The organism is Oceanococcus sp. HetDA_MAG_MS8 (assembly GCA_019192445.1).
Lineage (GTDB): Bacteria > Pseudomonadota > Gammaproteobacteria > Nevskiales > Oceanococcaceae > MS8.
Window position 1 is genome coordinate 185,748 of record JAHCMK010000003.1, and the last position, 17,470, is coordinate 203,217.

A 17,470-nucleotide genomic window follows, 5' to 3' on the forward strand; every position below is an offset into this window, starting at 1 on the left:
CGCTCGCAATCTGACCTGCCGGCGGTGCGCGCCATCCTCACATATGGCCGATATGCTGCGGTGGCTGTGCTCCGGCGGCAGGTCACCTTGCTTCGCTCGCGGATTTCTTCAGCGCCTCTGGACCTCGGTGCCAAGGTCGCTGCGCTCGTCATCTTTCGCAGCGCCATTGGGCGCCATGCTCAGATATAGCCCTATATGCTGCGGCGGCTGCCGCCAGGGGCGATGGTTGCATCGATGGGTACTGCGTAATACGGTAGTGGTATCGAATAAGCGGACATCACAGATGGAAGCGACAACCTTGTCGTCGAAATATCAGTTGGTCATTCCAAGAGCGATCCGGGAGCGGATGAATCTGCGTCCTGGGCAGAAATTTCAGGCGGTACAGATAGGCAACCGAATCGAGTTGCTGCCTTTGGAGGCGCCCCAATCCGCTCGGGGCTTCCTGAAGGGCATCCAAACAAACGTACCGCGTGAGCAGGATCGTGCCTGACAGGCATGTGGTCGATTCTTCGGCCTGGCTCGAATACCTCGCCGACGGGCCAAACGCGGACTACTTTGCGCCCGCTATAGAAGCCACCGAGCAACTCGTGGTTCCCGTGGTGAGCATCTACGAGGTCTATAAACGGGTGCATCTGCAGCGTGACGAAAGTGATGCTCTGAGGGCTGTTGCCCTCATGCAGCAAGGCGAGGTGGTGGAGCTCGACCTCACATTGAGTCTGGACGCAGCCACCTTATCCATGACACACCGAATGCCTATGGCTGACAGCATGATTTTGGCCACGGCAAGGCGGTACCAAGCGGTGCTTTGGACGCAAGACAGTGACTTCAAGGACATTGAAGGCGTGCGCTACAGGCCCGCTATGAAGGTGAAGGGGGAGTGACGGCCTTCGGGAGACCCGTAAAAACCGCTGTGCTCTGACGTGATCAGCCGGGTGTGGTGCCGCTACTGGCGCAAGGGGCAGCACACTTTTTATGACGGCACTTCACGGATATGCTGCGGACTCAGGGTGCGGCACTAGGTCGTGTCGTAGGTAGCATCCATGGATCGAGCGAATTCGTCCTCTGCGTGTCGCTGTTACTCTATAACGGCAGCTGCTCGCTCACTCGCGCAGGGACAAATACTGATGAGGACACAGATGAAGAAGATCACACCTATCTCCTGGGCCTGGTTGGCGCCCATGACTCTGGCCTTGGCCCTGGGTTGCTCGGAGCGCGAGGAGCCCCAGGCAAGCGTCGAGCCCGCCACGGACGAAGTCCCTGCGGCTGATGCCAAGGAGGTCAGCGTAGATCCCCGTTGGACCTGGGATCTGACTGAGCTGTATCCCGACCTCGAGACCTGGGACCGGGCCCGCGCTGCGGTGCTGGAGCAAGCCGAGGCGGTGGCCAAACTCGAAGGCAGCCTGAGCGCGGGGCCGCAAGCCTTGCTGCAGGCCACGCAGGCTATTACCGAGCTCACCAAAGAGGCTAGCCGGGTGTATACCTACGCCAGCTTGGATGCCGATGAGGATGTGCGGGTGGCCAAAGGCCAGGAGCGCCGGCAGCTTGCGCAGCAGATGTACACCCAGGCTTCTGCAGCCTTTTCCTGGTTTGCCCCGGAATTAATCGCCTTGGGTGAAGACACCATTGCGGACTTTGTGGCCGCCGAGCCGGAGCTGGCCAGCTTCCAGCATACCTTCGATAACACCCTGCGGGAAGCGCCGCATGTGCGCTCCGCCGAGGTGGAAGCGGTACTCGCCGAAGCCGGTTTATTGCAGGCAGCACCGTTCAACATTTACGGGACCCTGGCGAACTCCGATATTCCCTTCCCCACCATCACTTTGGAGTCGGGCGAGGAGGCCCTGATTAACTCTCAGGGCTATGGCCGTAATCGCGCCTCGCAAAGCCGCTCTCAGCGGCAAAAGGTGTTTGAGGCCTACTGGGGCACTTGGGAGAAGTACAAGAGCTCGGTCGGGCAATCACTCAGCGCCCATATTCAAAGCCAGGTCTTTTCGACCCGCCAGCGTAACCATGAGAGCAGCCTGGCACGCAATCTTTTCTCGGATGCCCTGCCGCCGGCGGTGTATCAAACCCTGGTCCAGGTCACCAACGACAACCTGGACACCCTGCATCGCTACCTGGAACTCAAGGGCCGTGTGTTGGGGCTGGATGACCTGAATTACCACGACATCTATGTGGACTTGGTGGAGCCGGTGCGGGAATACAGCATCGAAGACACCATCAGCCTGACCTACGATGCCATGGCGCCCCTGGGGCCGGATTATCAGGCCCGCCTCAAGGCCGCCACCGACCAGCGCTGGATGCATGTGTACCCGCAGCAGGGCAAGCGCTCTGGTGCTTACATGGCCGGGAGTGCTTATGACGTGCACCCCTACATCCTGCTCAACCATCAGGATGACTTCAATTCCGTATCCACTTACGCCCATGAATGGGGACATGGGATTCACCAGGTACTCTCCAACGAATTCCAGCCCTGGCATCTGTCAGATTTCTCCATCTTCACCACCGAAGCTGCAGCTATTGCCAACGAACTGTTGGTACAGGACTACGCCCTGCAGAATGCGCGAACAGACGAAGAGCGGTTGTTCTATTTGGGCTATGCCCTGGAGGCCATTCGCACCACCTTCTTCCGCCAGACCATGTTTAGCGAGTTCGAGGGGGCAATCTACAGTGCGGTGGAGCGGGGTGAGGCCCTGTCGGGGCAGCGCATTACCGACATCTATGCCGATATCGTGCGCCGCTACCATGGCCACGACAAAGGCGTGATGGAAGTGCCGGACCTTTACACCCATGAATGGATGTTCGTGCCGCATTTCTATTTTAACTATTACGTCTTCCAGTACTCCACCTCCATTGCGGCAGCGGCATATTTCGTGGAAGAGATCACCACCAGCGGCGAAGACACCACGGCGCGTGAAACCTACCTGCGCTTCCTGCAGGCGGGTGGTTCGGATTACCCCTACGAGCTCTTTCAACAAGCCGGCCTTGATATGGCCAGCCCGGAGCCCTATCTGGCGCTGATTCGGCGCATGAATGAGCTGATGGATGCCTTCGAAGAGACTCTGGCTAAGGTGGAAACGAAGGGCTAAGGAAGCGCTGAATAGATCCGCGAGCGAAGCAAGGTGGCCCGCCGCCGGAGCACAGAAAACGCAGCATATAAGGCATATGTGAGGCTTTCGAGCACCGCCGGTGGGTCAGATTGCGAGCGCAGCGATTAATTCAGTGCTTCCCTAAGCGGCTCTCATGACCTGAATTAGGGGCTGCTCCTTCGAGCAGTCCCTCAGGGCGGAGTATTCGAGAGGGGTGATTGTGGGTCGCAGTTGATACGGTGCGCCGCCGGCCAAGGTGTAGTGCTCGCCTTGGCAGTCTTAATCGACGGAGGGGTCGTGATTAAGCGAGCCGGCGCGCTGCCATTCTGACGCCCAAGCGCAGGTATCGAATGCGGTCGTCGGCCCCGCGAAGGAACACGGCAAGATTTTGCAAGGCAGGATGCTCTGATTCAGCGCGGAAAACGTTTGGAGAATGAGGGGTGAGAGTGGCGCTGTGCCGATCACCTGGTCTTTGCTGGTGGCCCTTGGCTGCCTACCCTGTTTCCGGAGTTGCTTGGTCGCTGGCTGAAGGTCACCCGACAAGAGGTGGCCTATTTCGGTACACCCAGTGGCAACCATGGCTACGACCATGGGCATTTACCACCGTGGGCGGAATTCGGTGAAGACGTGGTCTACGGTATCCCTGGCAACGAATATCGCGGCTTCAAAATCGCGGAAGATGTGCACGGCCCTGCCTTCGACCCAAGTCATGATGAACGCCAGATCCGGGCGTCCACCATTGATCGTCTTCGCCAGCACCTTGGTCGCCGCTTCCCGGCTTTAGCGGCTGCCCCGCTTCTGGAGTCACGCGTGTGCCAGTACAGCGTGACTCCAGACAACAACTTTCTCATTGACCAGCATCCTGAGGCGCGTAATGTCTTGCTGCTCGGCGGTGGCTCGGGGCATGGCTTCAAGCACGGCCCAGCACTCGGCGAGTACGTTTCTGGTTTGCTCGTGAGCCATACTGCGGCAGACACGCGCTTTGCGCTGGCTCGCTCCCTGACGTGAGAGCGTTGCCATGCCCGCGCTATGGCCTTCGCAAACCTGCCAAAGCGACGATGACAGGCGATCTCATTCGCTGCGCAGCTCCGCCGGCACCGTAAATGGCCGAGTCCCGCAGCGGAAGTAGTAGGGCAGGAAGCCAAGGGGCGCTGCGACGTCCTTGTAGCCAGGGCCTTGATGGACTGTGTCAGTTTCTGGATGACGCCAGCAGCCGTCGGGGAAGTAGACTCGATGTTCTATGACCCCGGGCTCGTAGACCGGCGCCACAAGGACATTCGGTCCAAGCATCCACTGCTGCTCTTGAATGACGGCTTCGGGATCATCCGGGAACATAAGCCACAGCGGCCGCATGATGGGCATGCCTGTCGCAACCCCCTCGGCCCATAACTCCATAATCAGCGGCTGGGCAGCAACATGTCGCTGTACGCTACGCAGGTATTCGCTTACTGCCTCATCGTCGTAGCGCCACGGCATGTGGGTGCCGTTGACTGGCCCACCATGCAGGCGATGGACCGGGGTCAAGGAGGCGTGATGACTCCATCGGATCAGCAGCTCCTTGCTAATCCGCCCCAAAGTGTCGATATAGCCACCGATCTCGCTGACCACCCCATAAGCCCCGCCAATGGATCGATTCAGCATGTCTGGTGCGACCGCACCGAGGCCGGAGGCGCGACTCCAGTCTGCGGTGTTATCGCCGGTCCATGTGGCACTCTCGTGCCGAGCGGAACCCGACGAGCCGAAGCGCACAAAGAACCACGGCTCCCGCTCGGGGTTCAGAGCGACATATTGGTCCAGAAGGTCGCGAGTGGCCTTGTGATAGAGCACGGCGCTGGCGTTGTGCATCTCGATGCCGGTCCGCCCGTCAGCGAACACCATGTCCACAAAGATTTGTTCGCCGAAATCCTGCATCCAACCCTCGAAGCCCAGATCTAATGCTTCGCGAATTCGGCTCTGCCACCAGTCCACGGCGGCGGGGTTGGTGAAGTCAATTACCGCTGCCTGGTTTTGTGCATTGAGTGTGGACCCGATGATGAAGGGGCTGCCGAACAGGTTCATCGCGACAAAGCCGTTATGAACCGCTTCTTCAAAGGCCTGATGATCTTCGTATTCAGCATCGGCATTGTCGACAAAGCCCTTGAAATAACCCAGCGGGCGAATATTGCGGGCCTTGAGGCGAGCGATGGTGTTCTGTAGTTCGTTGCGCTCCTGAAGGCCAATCCACCCTTCAATGGAGAAGGCGGTGATTGGAAGATTCAGCTGCTCAATCTTGTCCAGCGATTCGTTAATCTTTGCCAAGTAACTTTGCGGCGTTTCGGAGTTGATCTGAATGGTTTCCGAAAGCATGGGCCCCAGAGCCCAGCGTGGTGGCAGACGATGCCGGCCGGTCAGCTCGGTGATGCTGGAAATGGCTTTGGGGGCCTCTCCAGGCGCGACGACCAGATCTATGGCTCCGCCTGCGACTTCGACCATCCAGGCATCAGGTCTGTCGCTGGCCATGCGCCAATGCGAGAAGGACGCTTGTTCTAGCCATAAGCCGTAGTTATTGGAGGAGATGAACTGCGACTGAACATAGTAGGCACCCTGCGGGCCTGTCGGAAACTGAAAATTGGGTTCGAACAGTGGCGGTAGTGCGGGGCCGGCGGCTTGCTCGGGGGTTTGCGAGAAGCCTTCGGCCCAATTGATGAAGTCCTGGCCGCGCTGATCGAGTGCATTTCGGCGCCCGCCAAACCCGTGGAAACGTTCCTCCGGGGTGGAGGCGAAAGAGGCACTAGTGAGCACCACTTCATGACCTGCGGGCGCCAGTCGCACCGACACTCTGAAGGTGCCCGCAGTATGGCCGGTTACCGTGACGGCAGCACTGCGACCGGAGGGGTCGCTGCTGCTGACCATGAGGCGAACGCCGTTGTCGATCGTTTCGACGGACATGACATCCTCTAAGCGATACTCCACACCCATCTCGGCAGCTGCCAGCATGTTCCCGGTCCAAAAACTGATAGGAAATTGGAGTTGCGTAGCAGTGCCAACGAGAAAGGTGATCGGCGCATAGAGTGGCGGCAGGTCAGGGTTGTCAATGCCGCCGGGAGCCCGGGGTAAGGCGGCGCGCAGGGTAAAGGGCAGTGCCGACTGTTGGGTGCTTTGAAGTACCGTGTCGCCCGCTGCTGTCTGCACCACAAAGCCCAAGGGGGCGCGGCGGATCAATAAGCGCCCGGCGCTGCTACGCAAGGTGATCAGATCCTCTCCGATCTCTACCTTCGTCGAGTTCCTCGACTGGGTCGGTGTGTTGGTGTCATCAATGCTCAGGCGCCCACCCTGCGCATTGCAGCCGGTGATGATCGCCAGAGCAAACAGTGGAAGCGCACGGCGGAACAGCGAGGTGACACGAAATTTCATGAAATGGTCAGGTGAGGTTGGCGGCAGACTTGGAGGTCGGCATCGATAACGCTGTCCAGTTGGTCGGTGACCATCGTGTCGCTGCATCGCAGCGAATCTTGAAGGGGTTGGTTGTAGCCGAGCATCATGCGGCTTTCCGGCTTGGGTCTGCCTTCGTCGCCGTGGCGGTGACCAACAAACCTGCAAAGTGGCAGCGCACGAAACGCTCTGTACTCTGGCGAACATCCCGCCTGCCGCCTGGGTCAGCCACAACATAGTCCAGCATGCGAATGTTGACCTGCTCGACGACATCCAGCGCCGCTGCTTCCAAGTTGGCCAGTGGCAGTCGCGCAAAAACCGGCGTATGCGCCAATGACCGTGCCAGATCACGCGCCAGCCCCTGCTGCAGCTTCTGCATGGCTCGACGCAATGTAGTCGAAGCCCCGTAGCGCTCACGAGCGCAAACTACGAAAGCGTTTTCATGCCGCCGAACCAGCCGGAAATAAGCCCGCAGTGACAGACGGCTGACCTGACTGATGTCCTCAAGCTCATCCCAGGCCTCCGTCAGCGCTACTCGCAGCACCCTGTCGACTGAGTGAATGACCTCTTGTCCGAGGCTGTCCATATCTGCGAAATGGCGGTAGAAGGCTCCGGGGCTGAGATCGGCTGCGCGAGTGAGTTCGCGTACGCCGATATCGGCAAAACTGCGCTTGATTGCGGCCAGTTCCAATGCGGCGTTGATGAGCCGATCGCGGCCGGAAATCTCCTCGTCGAAGCCATGCTTAGCGGTGTTCATGGGATTAGTGTAAACGCCTGTCTACGAGGGTGTAAACAAACGTTTACACCGTGCAGCCGAATCTCTCTAGAGGGTCAGTACTGATCGACGCCGGTGGTTGGGTGAACTGGGATGCAGGTAGCGGCGCGGTGTCTAGCTGCAGCCTGCTGGGACCGCGTGGAAGCACTAGGGCGGGGGCGTCCAGGGCTCGGTTGTTCAAGCTGGCGGCATTGACATAACCATCGTCCCCGCGCTCGATCCGCAGGGTGCCGCCGGGGCGCACCACTGTCGCGCTGGCGAACTCGGGAGCACCCAGCGTGAAGTAGGGCAGGCCGGGGTTGATGGGGTACAGCCCCAGCATGGTCCATACCAGCCAGCCGGACAGCGCACCCAGGTCGTCATTGCCCGGCAGCCCCGCGGGTGTGTCGGTATAGATGCCGGCGGCGGCGCGCGCTGCCACCTGGGTTTTCCAGGGCTGGCGAATGTAGTTGTAGACATAGGGCGCTTGCAGGTCGTGCTCATTGCCGGGCGCGAACTGGTTGCCGAAGTAAAACACACCGAAGAAGGTGATCTGGTTCTGGATCGTCGGCCATAGCAACGGCACCAAGTTCAGCGGAAAGCCGAAAAACTGATCCAGCCGCTGGTCGACCGCCGCCGGGCCGCCCATGCCGGCGACCAAGCCAGCGTAATCGTGCATGGTCAGCCAGGAATACTGCCAGGACGTGCCCTCCTGAAAACCGTAGCCGGACTCCGGCAAAAAGGGAGTGATCCAGTCGCCTTGGTCATCCCGCGGCCGGATCCAGCCACTGTCGGGGTCCTGCAAGTGGCGGTAGCGCAGCGCGTCTTCCAGCAGCGTATCGCGGGCGACTCTGTCCTCGCGGGTGGCCGCCATGGCGGCCAAGGCAAAATCCGCCAGGCCGAATTCCAGCGTGGTGCCGGCGTTGCGCGAGCCACCCTCCACCAAGTCGATTGGACTGCCCGGCTGTGGCACGGGCCAATAGCCTTGGCTCACCTCCGGCGGGCGGGCCTCGATGGTGGCCTGCATCGCCCGCCAGGCCCGCTCAGCGTCCTCCGATGCCAGTAGCCCACGGCACCAGCCTTCGCCGATGAAGAAGATGGCGGGGTCGCCGGACATATAGCCCGGATTTCGGTTGGCCAACTGCCAGCGTGGCAGTTCCCCCGCGATCTCGGCGTATTCCACCAGCGACAACAGCATGTCAGTAAACCGGTCGGGGATGATTTCCGCCAGCAAGGCGCCATGGCCGCGATAGGTATCCCACAACGAGAACTGGGTATAGCGCGGCCGCTCGCGGTCCTGGCGCACTGTATCCTCAATGCGGTAGCGGCCATCGGCATCGCTGAGTAGGTTGGGGAACTTTAAGGTCCGGTAAAGCGCCGTGTAGAAACTGCGCAGCCTGTCTGTCCGTCCGCCGTCCACCTGAATGCGGTTGAGCTCGATATTCCACTGCTGCGTGGCGCGCTGGCGTTGGGCGTCGAAATCCCAGTCCGACATTTCCAGGTCGATGTTGCGCAGCGCTCCATCTTCGTCCACATAAGACAAACCCACTTTGATCTGCCAGCTTTCGGTGACTTGCGGGCGTAATACCACCAGCAGTTTGTCGCCCTCCAGGCGCTCCCCTTCCGGCAAGGTATTGCCATCCGCATCTTCCAGTGTAAACGGGGTTTGCGCCCGCAAAGCAAAGTACACCCGGTGCTCCGGGCTTGGCGTCTGCACCCAGCCGGTGAGGGCCCCATCGGGCCTAAGGATCAGGCTGGATGGGTGATGACCCTTGAGGTCGCGGCTGGGTTCCAGCACCAGGCCTGGAGGCTGGCCTACATAGTCCCAGATGTAGCGGTGCAAGGCCACCCGGGGGCTGGCCGTCACCTCGGCCACCACGCCATAACGCAGCAGCCGCACCCGGTAATAGCCGGGCTCGGCTACTTCTGTGGCGTTCTCAAAGGGCGAGGCGTAGAGCGGTAGGGGCGAGGGGTAGCCTAAGTCGCTGAGATCCTGGGTTTGGGGGTTGCCGCGAATGGGCAATACCGGAACCTGGCCCCCCTGAAATACGCCGGCTGACATATGAATATGTGACAGCCCGGTGAGCAGGGCGTTGACGAAGTAGTAGCCGCCGTAATTCAGCGGCCCTTCGGTATCGGGGCCGACACTGACCAAGCCATGGGGCACGCTGGCGCCGGGGTTGGTGAAGCCCGGCGGCAGACTGCCAATGCGGGGGTCGACATAGCCCACCAAATTGCGAGGCTCGGTCGGGCTTGCCTCGAGGGCAGGCGCCCTAAGATCTCGCGCAGGCACTGCTTCGCCTGCGGGCTGACCGCCCTGGCAGGCCTGCAGCCCGGCAAGCAGGCCCAGTAGCCAAAGTCGCAAATCCCTGGTCATCGGTGTCTCCTTCACGGCCAAGCTTAGCGCTCCGATCGAGGGCTGGCTACATCTGTGAATGACCTACGCATACATTGAGTCGAAGACTTTAAGCTCTACTTCTCGAATTGCAAAAATCCAGTGGTCGAGCACTGCCGCGGGAGCAGCGGTGGGGGTCGTAATTTCAAGAAGGGCAAGCTGGGGCATCGGCCCGTTGTCGATAAGTGGTGTTTTAAAGGGTCTTCAAATACTCAATAAGAGCCCGCCGCTCGGCATCGCTGAGCACGCTGGTAAAGGCATGGCCCTGATTGCCCTGGCTGTACAGGGTGGTGTTGTAGACCTTCCGGTTCTCCACGTCCTCATTGGTCATGCTGAGCTGATCCAGGCGGGGGACATTCCAGCTCAGCCCCACTTCGTCATACAGCACCGAGAGCAGGCGCTGGATGGTGGAGGATTCGCCGGGGTTGACCGGGTTGCAGTTCAACAGGGGTTGGGTGCCGGGGTCGCCACATTCCAGCTCTTCGTATTTCCAGCCCAGCTTGTCCTGGTCGTAGGCGCGGTGCAGATCGGTGTCAAAGCCCATGACGACGCGCCCCTGCTGATCGGGTCGAGCTGGCTTGGAGACGCGCTTCCAATAGGTGGGGCGCTCGTTGTCGGGGTCGAGAACGCCCCAGATGTTGGGCACCATGCCGTTGTGGAAGTAGGGGGCGGAAGCCCAGATCCCCCAGAGCGGCGGTGCCAGCATGATGGGGGTGTTGTCCGGCGTTTCGCCGGCTGCACCCACGCCGCAGTAGGCCAGAGCATGGCCGGTGAGTGAAGAGTCCAGGCTGCCGTCCGGGTTACGCACGTCTTGCCAGCCTTCGGCGTACTTGGGATCCGTGCCGATGATCGACATGGGCTGGGCGTTGGCGGCGTAGCCCAGCAGTTCCGGGGTGTCGAGAAAATCCGGGTTATGCGCGTAATGGGGTGAGTACACCCCATGACAGCTCGCACAGGAGCCATTGCCACCTTCCGGCCGTGGCACCGGGTTGTTCAGGTTCTCCGCCCACAAATCTTTGGCATGGAAGAGGATTGCGCCCTGGCGGGCGAGGTTGTCGTCAATAGGCAGCGGATAGCGCGGCGAGGGCGGGCTTTCGGCCCAGGCATGGAAAGGTTGGGCGTGGGCATCAATCCATTCCAGCACTTCTTCCTCGCCGCCGGTCAGCCCCTTCTGCAAGTCGTAGTAGGCGGCCAGATCGATGCGCACCGCGTCGGTGGGAAAGATGGCGCCATGAAATTTTTGCGGCCTGTAGGCCAGGTTCCACCACGGCGGGCTTTTGATGTTGCCAATGGCCTGACTGAAAACGATTTTCTCGTTGAGCAGCAGATTGGGGTCGCCCCCGCTGAACACAATGTAGAAAAGTTGCAAAAAGTCGATGGCGCCGGTGCCCCGGTTGGTCGACACGTTAATCGCTCCGGCGGCACCGTCTGAGGTCGCCAGTCCGGCCAGCCCCTGGGCGCGGCGGAAGTCAGATGCGGCCACCGTAAAGTCACCGATGGAGCCGGCTCCGCCCAATTGCACGCCCATGCCGGGGCCGTCTGCGGGGGTTCCCAATTCGCCGCTGTGACAGAACACGCAGAACTTGCGCCCAATTTCGCCGGTCCAGCGTCCATCCGGGCTGCGAATTTGCGTGTAGCCCAAGGGCAATTGCCCGGAGCCGCCATCGGTGGCGTTGGGGTCCTCACCCGGCAAGGGATAGGGATTCCGCCAGGGAGTCATGGGCGTGCCGTGGCGCTCAGCGACGAGTTCATCGAAGTTGTCGGGGCGTGCCTCCAGGCCCCAGATCTCCCACAGGCGGTTGTAGGCCTCGGCGGGTAACCCCTGTGGCTGATCCTGACCGCCGGCGAAGGTGACCGGCGTCCCAATTTCGCCCTGGCCCATGCCAATGAAGCGCCCCAGTGCAATTTGCTCACGCCATTCGCCGCAGGTGGTGGGCCGCTCCACGCCGTTGTCGCATCCGCGCCAGTAGGCGTTGAAGACCACTGCCTTGCCGGCATTCACGCCGGGAACGATGAGCTCGCGCGGATCGCGGGGTAGCGTGGCGCTGTCCGGCTGATCGGCGCAGAAATTCGCCCAGAGGTTCCCGCCACGGGCTTCGCTCAGCAGCAGGGGGTGGGGGCTTTCGCCATCGCGGCTGGCCACCGGCGCCACCGAGGTCGCATCGCGCCCCCCATTGCAGGCCACCAAGACAGCGCCCAAGGCGCAGGCGAAAACCGGCCGCGTCAGGCCGGACCAGTGCGTACGAATCATGAATTGTCTCCTCCCCGCGCGAGCTTGCGGCACACGCTGGTGTTCAGACTGTACAAATGTTCAGTTCGCGGAATAATGAACTCTTGTTCATTTTTCTGTCAAGACCTAAGCTCTGGACCATGACAACACCTCTGGACGATTCTGCGGTTGCCCGGCACCCCACGCAGGCCCGATCGCGCAAGCGCTTCGCCGAGATTCTGCAAGGGGCCGAGCGGCTGCTGGCCGACAAAGGCCTGAGCGGCTTTTCCATACCGGCGCTGGCGCAGGAGTTGGGTCTGTCACGACGCAGTATTTACTTCTTCTTTCCCACGCCTTATGCGCTGTTGAACGAAGTCACCCGCCGGCATATCGGGGCCCTGGAAGCGCATCTGGCCGGTAGGCTGCAAGAGCTGGCCGGGCAGAATGTGGTGAACATAGGTGTGCAGTTGGTGGCAGCGGCGGCGGCTTTTCACAACAGCCAGCCGGTGGCGCGTTTGTTGATCCTGGGCGGAGCGGTCACCGATCACAGTTACCGCATTCAGGAGCAGAACATCCTGCACTTGGGAGAATTGGCCGGCCGCATCATGCGAAATTTTGGGGCACGTTTCCCCAAGGCTCCACCCGATGTGCCCACCATAGCGGTAGAGCTGGGCGCCTCCTGTTTTCGCCATTCCTATTACCAGCACGGCGAAATCATGGAGGCCTATGTGGTGGAGGCGGCTTATGTCATGGCCTTGTACCTACACGAGGCGCTTGGTCTGACGGCCGTACTCACCCGGAAGCAGATTCGCGAGGTTTTGGCTTCAGCCGCGCCCTGAGTCAGATTGGCTCGCCGGCTCAGGGCGCATCCACCCAGCCTGATACGCCCAGCTCTCGACCCATACCACCGAAAATTCTTTGCACACCCTCGACCAGCTCTTCCATAGGTTGCTGGCAATCGTTGACGAGCCAAGCCTGACAGAGGTGAATGATGGCACCGACGGCTCCGCGTGCCATCACCGCCAGGACGGTGTCGCTGGGTGCGTCCTTGCCTAAAAAGGGCTTGGTGAAGTTCACCAGCAATTCCACGAAGGCGCCGTAGCTTTTGCCATACACACGGCCGAGCTGGCTGCGAACCGAGGTGGCTTCAATCATGATCAACCGGGCCTTGTGCGGCTGGCTGCGAACAAAGCGAAAGACCTCTGCGACTCCGGAATGCACCAAGGCGCGCGAATCAGATAAGTGGGGCGAGGCGGCCTTCATTAGGGCATCCATCAAATCCTGCGTGGCGACGCGGTAGGTTTCAGTGAGTAGGTCTTCGCTGCTGGCAAAGGACTCATAAAAGTAGCGCTTGGTCAGCCCGGCTTGTGCGCAGAGGGCGTCGATGCTGGTGTTTGCAAAGCCGTCACGCCCGAAAAGAGTCATTCCGGCCTGTACCAGCTTGCGTCGCCGCTCTGCTTGCCGGGTTTTGGCATCTTTGCCCGCGTATTTACGGCGGACGGATGGCGTGGTGGTCGCAGGGGCGGCTGGCGTTCTCATCAATGCTCCATGCAGCAAATCATTTGACACGTTGTCGTGTCAAACATAACAATAGACACCGGGTCGTGTCACTTGGCTTGGCTGCATAGCAGCGCAGGTGGCGTTGTGTTTCGGCCCCAATCCATGAATGGCGCACCGAGGAGATCATTGTGCCTACATTCCTGACTCCATCCCCGAGTGGCTGCTCACCGCTTCTACGAGCCGCCGTGCTGGCTGGCTTATTGGCAGCACTCAGCGCTTGTGGTGAGGGTGAGCAGGCCAATGTTGTTCAGCAAGATGAGGCGCAGTTCTCAAGTGCCGAGCAATGTGAGGGGCTGGATCCGTCAAAGGCCGAGGTGCATTGGGTGACCAGCTGGCGCACGGCCCCCACCGACGCACTGATCACACACCCCATAAGCGGATTGTCGGTGCGGCAGTCTCTGGCGCCTCATCGTAGCGGTCAACAACTACGCCTGAGATTATCGAATCGCTATTCCAATCTGCCGGTCACGTTGGATCAGGTGCATATCGCCAAAGAGGCTCAGCGCGGCGGCGCGGCGATGGTTCCTGGCAGCGAGTGCCTGCTGCTTTTTGCGGGCCAGACGCGGGTGACCATTCCGGCCGGGGCCATGGTGGTGTCAGATGCTATTCACTATCCTTTGCAGGCCTTTGAGCGCGTAGGTATCAGCTTTTTCGCGCCCACGCTCACCCCGCAATTCACCCGGCACCTGAATGCGGCCGAGTTTTTATACATGAGCCTGCCGGGTGACCATGCGGCCGACCCCAGTGGGGCCGCCTATATCCAGGTGCCCGATAGCTACGCCAGTAATTTTGTGCTGATAGAAGCGCTGGAAGTACTCGCGCCCCAGAATGTCCGCACCATTGTTGCGGTGGGCGACTCGATCACCGATGGCTCCGCCTCGACGACGGTCTTGCTGGACGGTGGGGTCAACCCCATGACTGGCACCGACCAGCGCTATCCCAACCATTTACAACGGCGTATTGATGCAGCAGGTCTGCCGCTGACGGTGGCCAATGCCGGTATCGGCGGCAATGAACTCTTAAGCGATGCTTGGCTACCCCAGTTTGGGCGCAGCTTGTTGGACCGGCTCGACTACGACGTTTTTGGCGTGACTGGCGCCAGCCATGTGCTGGCCATGATTGGCACCAATGACTTTGGCAACCCCAAAGCTGGCGGCATGCCCAGTGCTGAAGACCTGATTGCCGGGCTGCAAGAGCTCATTCGGCGCACGCAGGATGCCGGCCTGAAGATTGTGTTGGGCACCATCCCCCCCGCTGAGGGAACGGTCATCGAGGGCTTGCCCATTATCGGGGACTTGCCGCTGGGCATCAGCGTGCTGCACGGAACGGCGCAGGCGCGCGCTAGCAGGAATGCCGTGAACGCCTGGATTCGCGAGCAAGACCTGAGCGACGGCATCGTCGATTTCGATACCTGCCTGGAAGACCCCCAACGCCCAGGTTACTTGGCGCCCGAATACAACAGCGGCGACAACCTCCATCCCAGTCCAGCCGGCTATGCCGCCATGGCCGACTGCGTAGACCTGAACCTCTTTCTGTAACGCCCCCGGGCTTTGTTCATCCGAATGGCCATTCTCATGACTGATTTTTCTCCCGCCCTGGTCCTTAAGCTGGCCCGTTCTCTGGCTGTGTTGGCCCTGCTTGCATTGACGGCCTGCAACGGTGGCCGTGATACACAGTCTCTCCCCGGTCTGAGTGGCAACGGCGTGGTGAAACAGGACCAAGCCCGCTTCACCGTGATTACCCCTACCTTGATTCGCATGGAATACGCCGAAGATGGGCAATTCGAGGATCGGCCCACCCAAACGGTGGCACAGCGGCCCCAGCCGCAGGCAGCCTTTACCCAGAAGGTGGGGCAGGGCTGGTTGATTGTGGAAACCGCCAAGCTGCGCCTGCGCTACGAATTGGACTCCGGCCCTTTTGGCGCCGACAACCTCATCATCGAGGTGCAAAAGGGCGACGAGATCGTCGAGGCCCGGCCGGATTGGTCCTTTGCGCCGCAGCCCGGCAACCTCGGTGGTTGGCGTCGGGGCCTGGACAACGAACGCGACCCCCAGCCCCTGTATGAGGGCGTGCTCAGCCGGGCGGGTTGGTATTTGATGAACGACAGCAATACCGTGCTGCTCACCGATACCCCACCTCATTTCGAAGCTCGCCCCGCGAGCAACGGCAGCTACCAGGATGGCTACCTCTTTGGCTATGGCCTGGACTTGGAGCAGGGTTTGAAAGATCTACGCACCCTCACCGGTGCTGCGCCATTGCTGCCCAAAAAAGCCCTGGGGGTGTGGTTCTCGCGTTGGTGGGCTTATACCGACCCGGAATGGAGAGATCAGGTGCGTGAGTTTCAAGAACGTGGCGTATCGCTAGATACCATTTCCATCGACACCGACTGGAAGCTGATGCACCGGCAGCTAGGCTGCGTGGTGTGGAATGCCGTCATTCAGGCCCCGCTCAACGATGCCTGCTCCTGGAATGGTTGGGACTGGAACCGCGACATTTTCCCGGACCCCGATGGCTTTGTGGCTTGGCTGCATGAGCAGGGCATTGATGTGGGCCTGAATGTGCACCCCTCCATTGCCGGCTCCGACCCGGCCTACCCCGGCGTGGTGGCCCAAACCGGGCCCTTGATGCGCGACGATGCCGACTTGCCCTGCAGCATTTTGCAGGCCGACCCCTCCACGCCTTGCTACATCTTCGACTGGACCCAGGCCAGCCATTACGAGGCCTACTTTGGCCTGCATGAGCCCATTGAAGAAACTGGCATCGATTTTTGGTGGATGGACTGGTGCTGCGAAGGCTCCAGCGCCATTGCTCCGGGCCTGAGCGCCGACACTCTGATCAACCAGGGCTACTACGAGCAACACCAGGATATGGGCTCGCGCTGGCCGGCCTTCTCGCGCATTGGCGGCTCTTTCCAGAATGGCAAGGGTGGGCAGGACAACAACGGCTTGGGCGCCTTCGCAGAACACCGCTACAGCCTGCACTTCACGGGCGATACCTGCTCCACCTGGGAGCTGATGAAGTTCCAGGCGGACATGACCGCCAGCGAAGGCAACATCGGCCTGCCCTATGTGAGTCACGACATCGGCAGCTTCCTGGGTGAACCACAAGGCAGCGCCGATTGCAGCAATCTTCTCAATCTCAGTCCACGCCTGCCGGAGGACATGTATGTGCGCTGGATGCAGTTCGGCACCTTCGAGCCCATCATGCGCCTGCATTCCCACCATGGTGATCGCCTGCCTTGGGAGTACCCCGGCCAGGCCGAAACCATTGCTACCGCATTCTTGAAGCTTCGCGGCCGCCTGGTGCCCACCCTGTACACCCTGAGCCGCGTGGCCCATGACACCGGCCTGCCCATGGCGCGATCGATGTATTTGCAATGGCCTGAGATTGAAGCGGCCTACAACTACCGCAGTCAGTACACCGTGGGTGACCACATGCTGGTGGCCTCGGTGGCTGCGCCCGGCGACCCGGCCACCATCAACATGTGGGTGCCGCCAGGGGAGTGGGTGGACTTTTTCAGCGGCGAAGTTCTCAGCGGCCCGGCAGAAATCAGCCGCAGCGTACCGCTGGAGCATTACGCCGTGTTTATGCGCAAGGGCGCTATTTTGCCCTTGCAGCCAGAACTGCTCACCAGTGCTTATGGCCCCCAAGACAATCTCAGTCTGCGGGTATGGCCAGGGGATGATGGCCAGTTTGATCTGTATGAAGACGAAGGCCGCGGCTTTGCCTACCGAGACGGGGCTTACCAATGGACACCGCTACGGCTGGAGTCGGATGCCGGCTGCGCCACGCTGCGCATCGAAGCGGCCCAGGGCCAAAACTTCCCGGGCGCGCTGACCAGTCGCAGCTGGCAGGTGGAATTCATGGCAACCGACGCTCCGCAGAGTGTGCTGTTGAACGGCCAAGCCATCAGCAGCGGTGCGGGTGTGCCGGGCTGGAACTATGACGCCAGCAGCCGCACGGTAAGCGTGAGCACCGGCAGCCAGCCTTCCAATCAGGCCACTACGGTGGCGCTGGATAGCGGCGGCTGTTCCTAACCATCTGCGGGCGGCCAG

Annotated in this window: 12 protein-coding genes; 7 read left to right on the forward strand and 5 right to left on the reverse strand. The window is 60.8% G+C overall.

Going from position 1 to position 17,470, the window contains the following annotated elements; genetic code table 11:
- The first annotated feature begins 283 nt into the window (after positions 1-283).
- From KI787_06650 to KI787_06665, 4 genes are all read left to right on the forward strand, one after another.
- The gene (locus tag KI787_06650; GenBank protein MBV6629624.1) at positions 284-490 is read left to right on the forward strand and encodes an AbrB/MazE/SpoVT family DNA-binding domain-containing protein; all 207 of its coding nucleotides are present in this window, start codon (positions 284-286) and stop codon (positions 488-490) included.
- Entirely contained in the window at positions 483-881 is a 399-nt protein-coding gene (locus tag KI787_06655; protein MBV6629625.1) for a type II toxin-antitoxin system VapC family toxin, read from the forward strand. The genes KI787_06650 and KI787_06655 overlap by 8 nt, the downstream gene beginning before the upstream one ends.
- A 255-nt stretch (positions 882-1,136) precedes the next feature.
- The gene (gene pepF / locus KI787_06660) at positions 1,137-3,086 is read left to right on the forward strand and encodes an oligoendopeptidase F (protein ID MBV6629626.1); all 1,950 of its coding nucleotides are present in this window, start codon (positions 1,137-1,139) and stop codon (positions 3,084-3,086) included.
- Positions 3,087-3,551: 465 nt separating this feature from the next.
- On the forward strand, positions 3,552-4,094 hold the full coding sequence (locus KI787_06665; protein MBV6629627.1) for an FAD-dependent oxidoreductase: 543 nt from the start codon (positions 3,552-3,554) through the stop codon (positions 4,092-4,094).
- Between the two features lie 63 nt (positions 4,095-4,157).
- Here the strand turns inward: KI787_06665 and KI787_06670 are convergent, their stop codons facing one another.
- From KI787_06670 to KI787_06685, 4 genes are all read right to left on the reverse strand, one after another.
- On the reverse strand, positions 4,158-6,479 hold the full coding sequence (locus KI787_06670) for a glycoside hydrolase family 31 protein (GenBank protein MBV6629628.1): 2,322 nt from the start codon (positions 6,477-6,479) through the stop codon (positions 4,158-4,160).
- 124 nt (positions 6,480-6,603) lie between these two features.
- A complete protein-coding gene (locus tag KI787_06675) occupies positions 6,604-7,254 on the reverse strand; it encodes a TetR family transcriptional regulator (GenBank protein ID MBV6629629.1) in 651 nt (216 codons plus the stop codon).
- Positions 7,255-7,297: 43 nt separating this feature from the next.
- Positions 7,298-9,628, reverse strand: coding sequence for a GH92 family glycosyl hydrolase (locus KI787_06680; protein ID MBV6629630.1), 2,331 nt, complete (start codon positions 9,626-9,628; stop codon positions 7,298-7,300).
- Between the two features lie 211 nt (positions 9,629-9,839).
- Entirely contained in the window at positions 9,840-11,897 is a 2,058-nt protein-coding gene (locus KI787_06685) for a hypothetical protein (GenBank protein ID MBV6629631.1), read from the reverse strand.
- Positions 11,898-12,016: 119 nt separating this feature from the next.
- Between KI787_06685 and KI787_06690 the strand changes: the two genes are divergently transcribed.
- Positions 12,017-12,694, forward strand: a complete 678-nt coding sequence (locus tag KI787_06690) for a TetR/AcrR family transcriptional regulator (GenBank protein ID MBV6629632.1) — start codon at positions 12,017-12,019, stop codon at positions 12,692-12,694.
- Between the two features lie 19 nt (positions 12,695-12,713).
- On the opposite strand, the gene KI787_06695 is transcribed toward KI787_06690, so the two are convergent.
- Positions 12,714-13,394, reverse strand: a complete 681-nt coding sequence (locus tag KI787_06695) for a TetR/AcrR family transcriptional regulator (GenBank protein ID MBV6629633.1) — start codon at positions 13,392-13,394, stop codon at positions 12,714-12,716.
- Positions 13,395-13,543: 149 nt separating this feature from the next.
- On the opposite strand from KI787_06695, the gene KI787_06700 reads away from it, so the two are divergent.
- On the forward strand, positions 13,544-14,953 hold the full coding sequence (locus KI787_06700) for a hypothetical protein (protein MBV6629634.1): 1,410 nt from the start codon (positions 13,544-13,546) through the stop codon (positions 14,951-14,953).
- Positions 14,954-14,989: 36 nt separating this feature from the next.
- On the forward strand, positions 14,990-17,452 hold the full coding sequence (locus KI787_06705) for a DUF5110 domain-containing protein (GenBank protein MBV6629635.1): 2,463 nt from the start codon (positions 14,990-14,992) through the stop codon (positions 17,450-17,452).
- The last annotated feature ends 18 nt before the right edge of the window (positions 17,453-17,470 follow it).

Excerpts from the sequence above, each read along its gene's own strand:
- KI787_06650 (MBV6629624.1), top strand. The coding sequence starts at position 284 with ATGGAAGCGACAACCTTGTCGTCGAAATATCAGTTGGTCATTCCAAGA.
- pepF (MBV6629626.1), top strand. The coding sequence starts at position 1,137 with ATGAAGAAGATCACACCTATCTCCTGGGCCTGGTTGGCGCCCATGACT.
- KI787_06670 (MBV6629628.1), bottom strand. The coding sequence starts at position 6,479 with ATGAAATTTCGTGTCACCTCGCTGTTCCGCCGTGCGCTTCCACTGTTT.
- KI787_06675 (MBV6629629.1), bottom strand. The coding sequence starts at position 7,254 with ATGAACACCGCTAAGCATGGCTTCGACGAGGAGATTTCCGGCCGCGAT.
- KI787_06680 (MBV6629630.1), bottom strand. The coding sequence starts at position 9,628 with ATGACCAGGGATTTGCGACTTTGGCTACTGGGCCTGCTTGCCGGGCTG.
- KI787_06685 (MBV6629631.1), bottom strand. The coding sequence starts at position 11,897 with ATGATTCGTACGCACTGGTCCGGCCTGACGCGGCCGGTTTTCGCCTGC.
- KI787_06690 (MBV6629632.1), top strand. The coding sequence starts at position 12,017 with ATGACAACACCTCTGGACGATTCTGCGGTTGCCCGGCACCCCACGCAG.
- KI787_06695 (MBV6629633.1), bottom strand. The coding sequence starts at position 13,394 with ATGAGAACGCCAGCCGCCCCTGCGACCACCACGCCATCCGTCCGCCGT.
- KI787_06705 (MBV6629635.1), top strand. The coding sequence starts at position 14,990 with ATGACTGATTTTTCTCCCGCCCTGGTCCTTAAGCTGGCCCGTTCTCTG.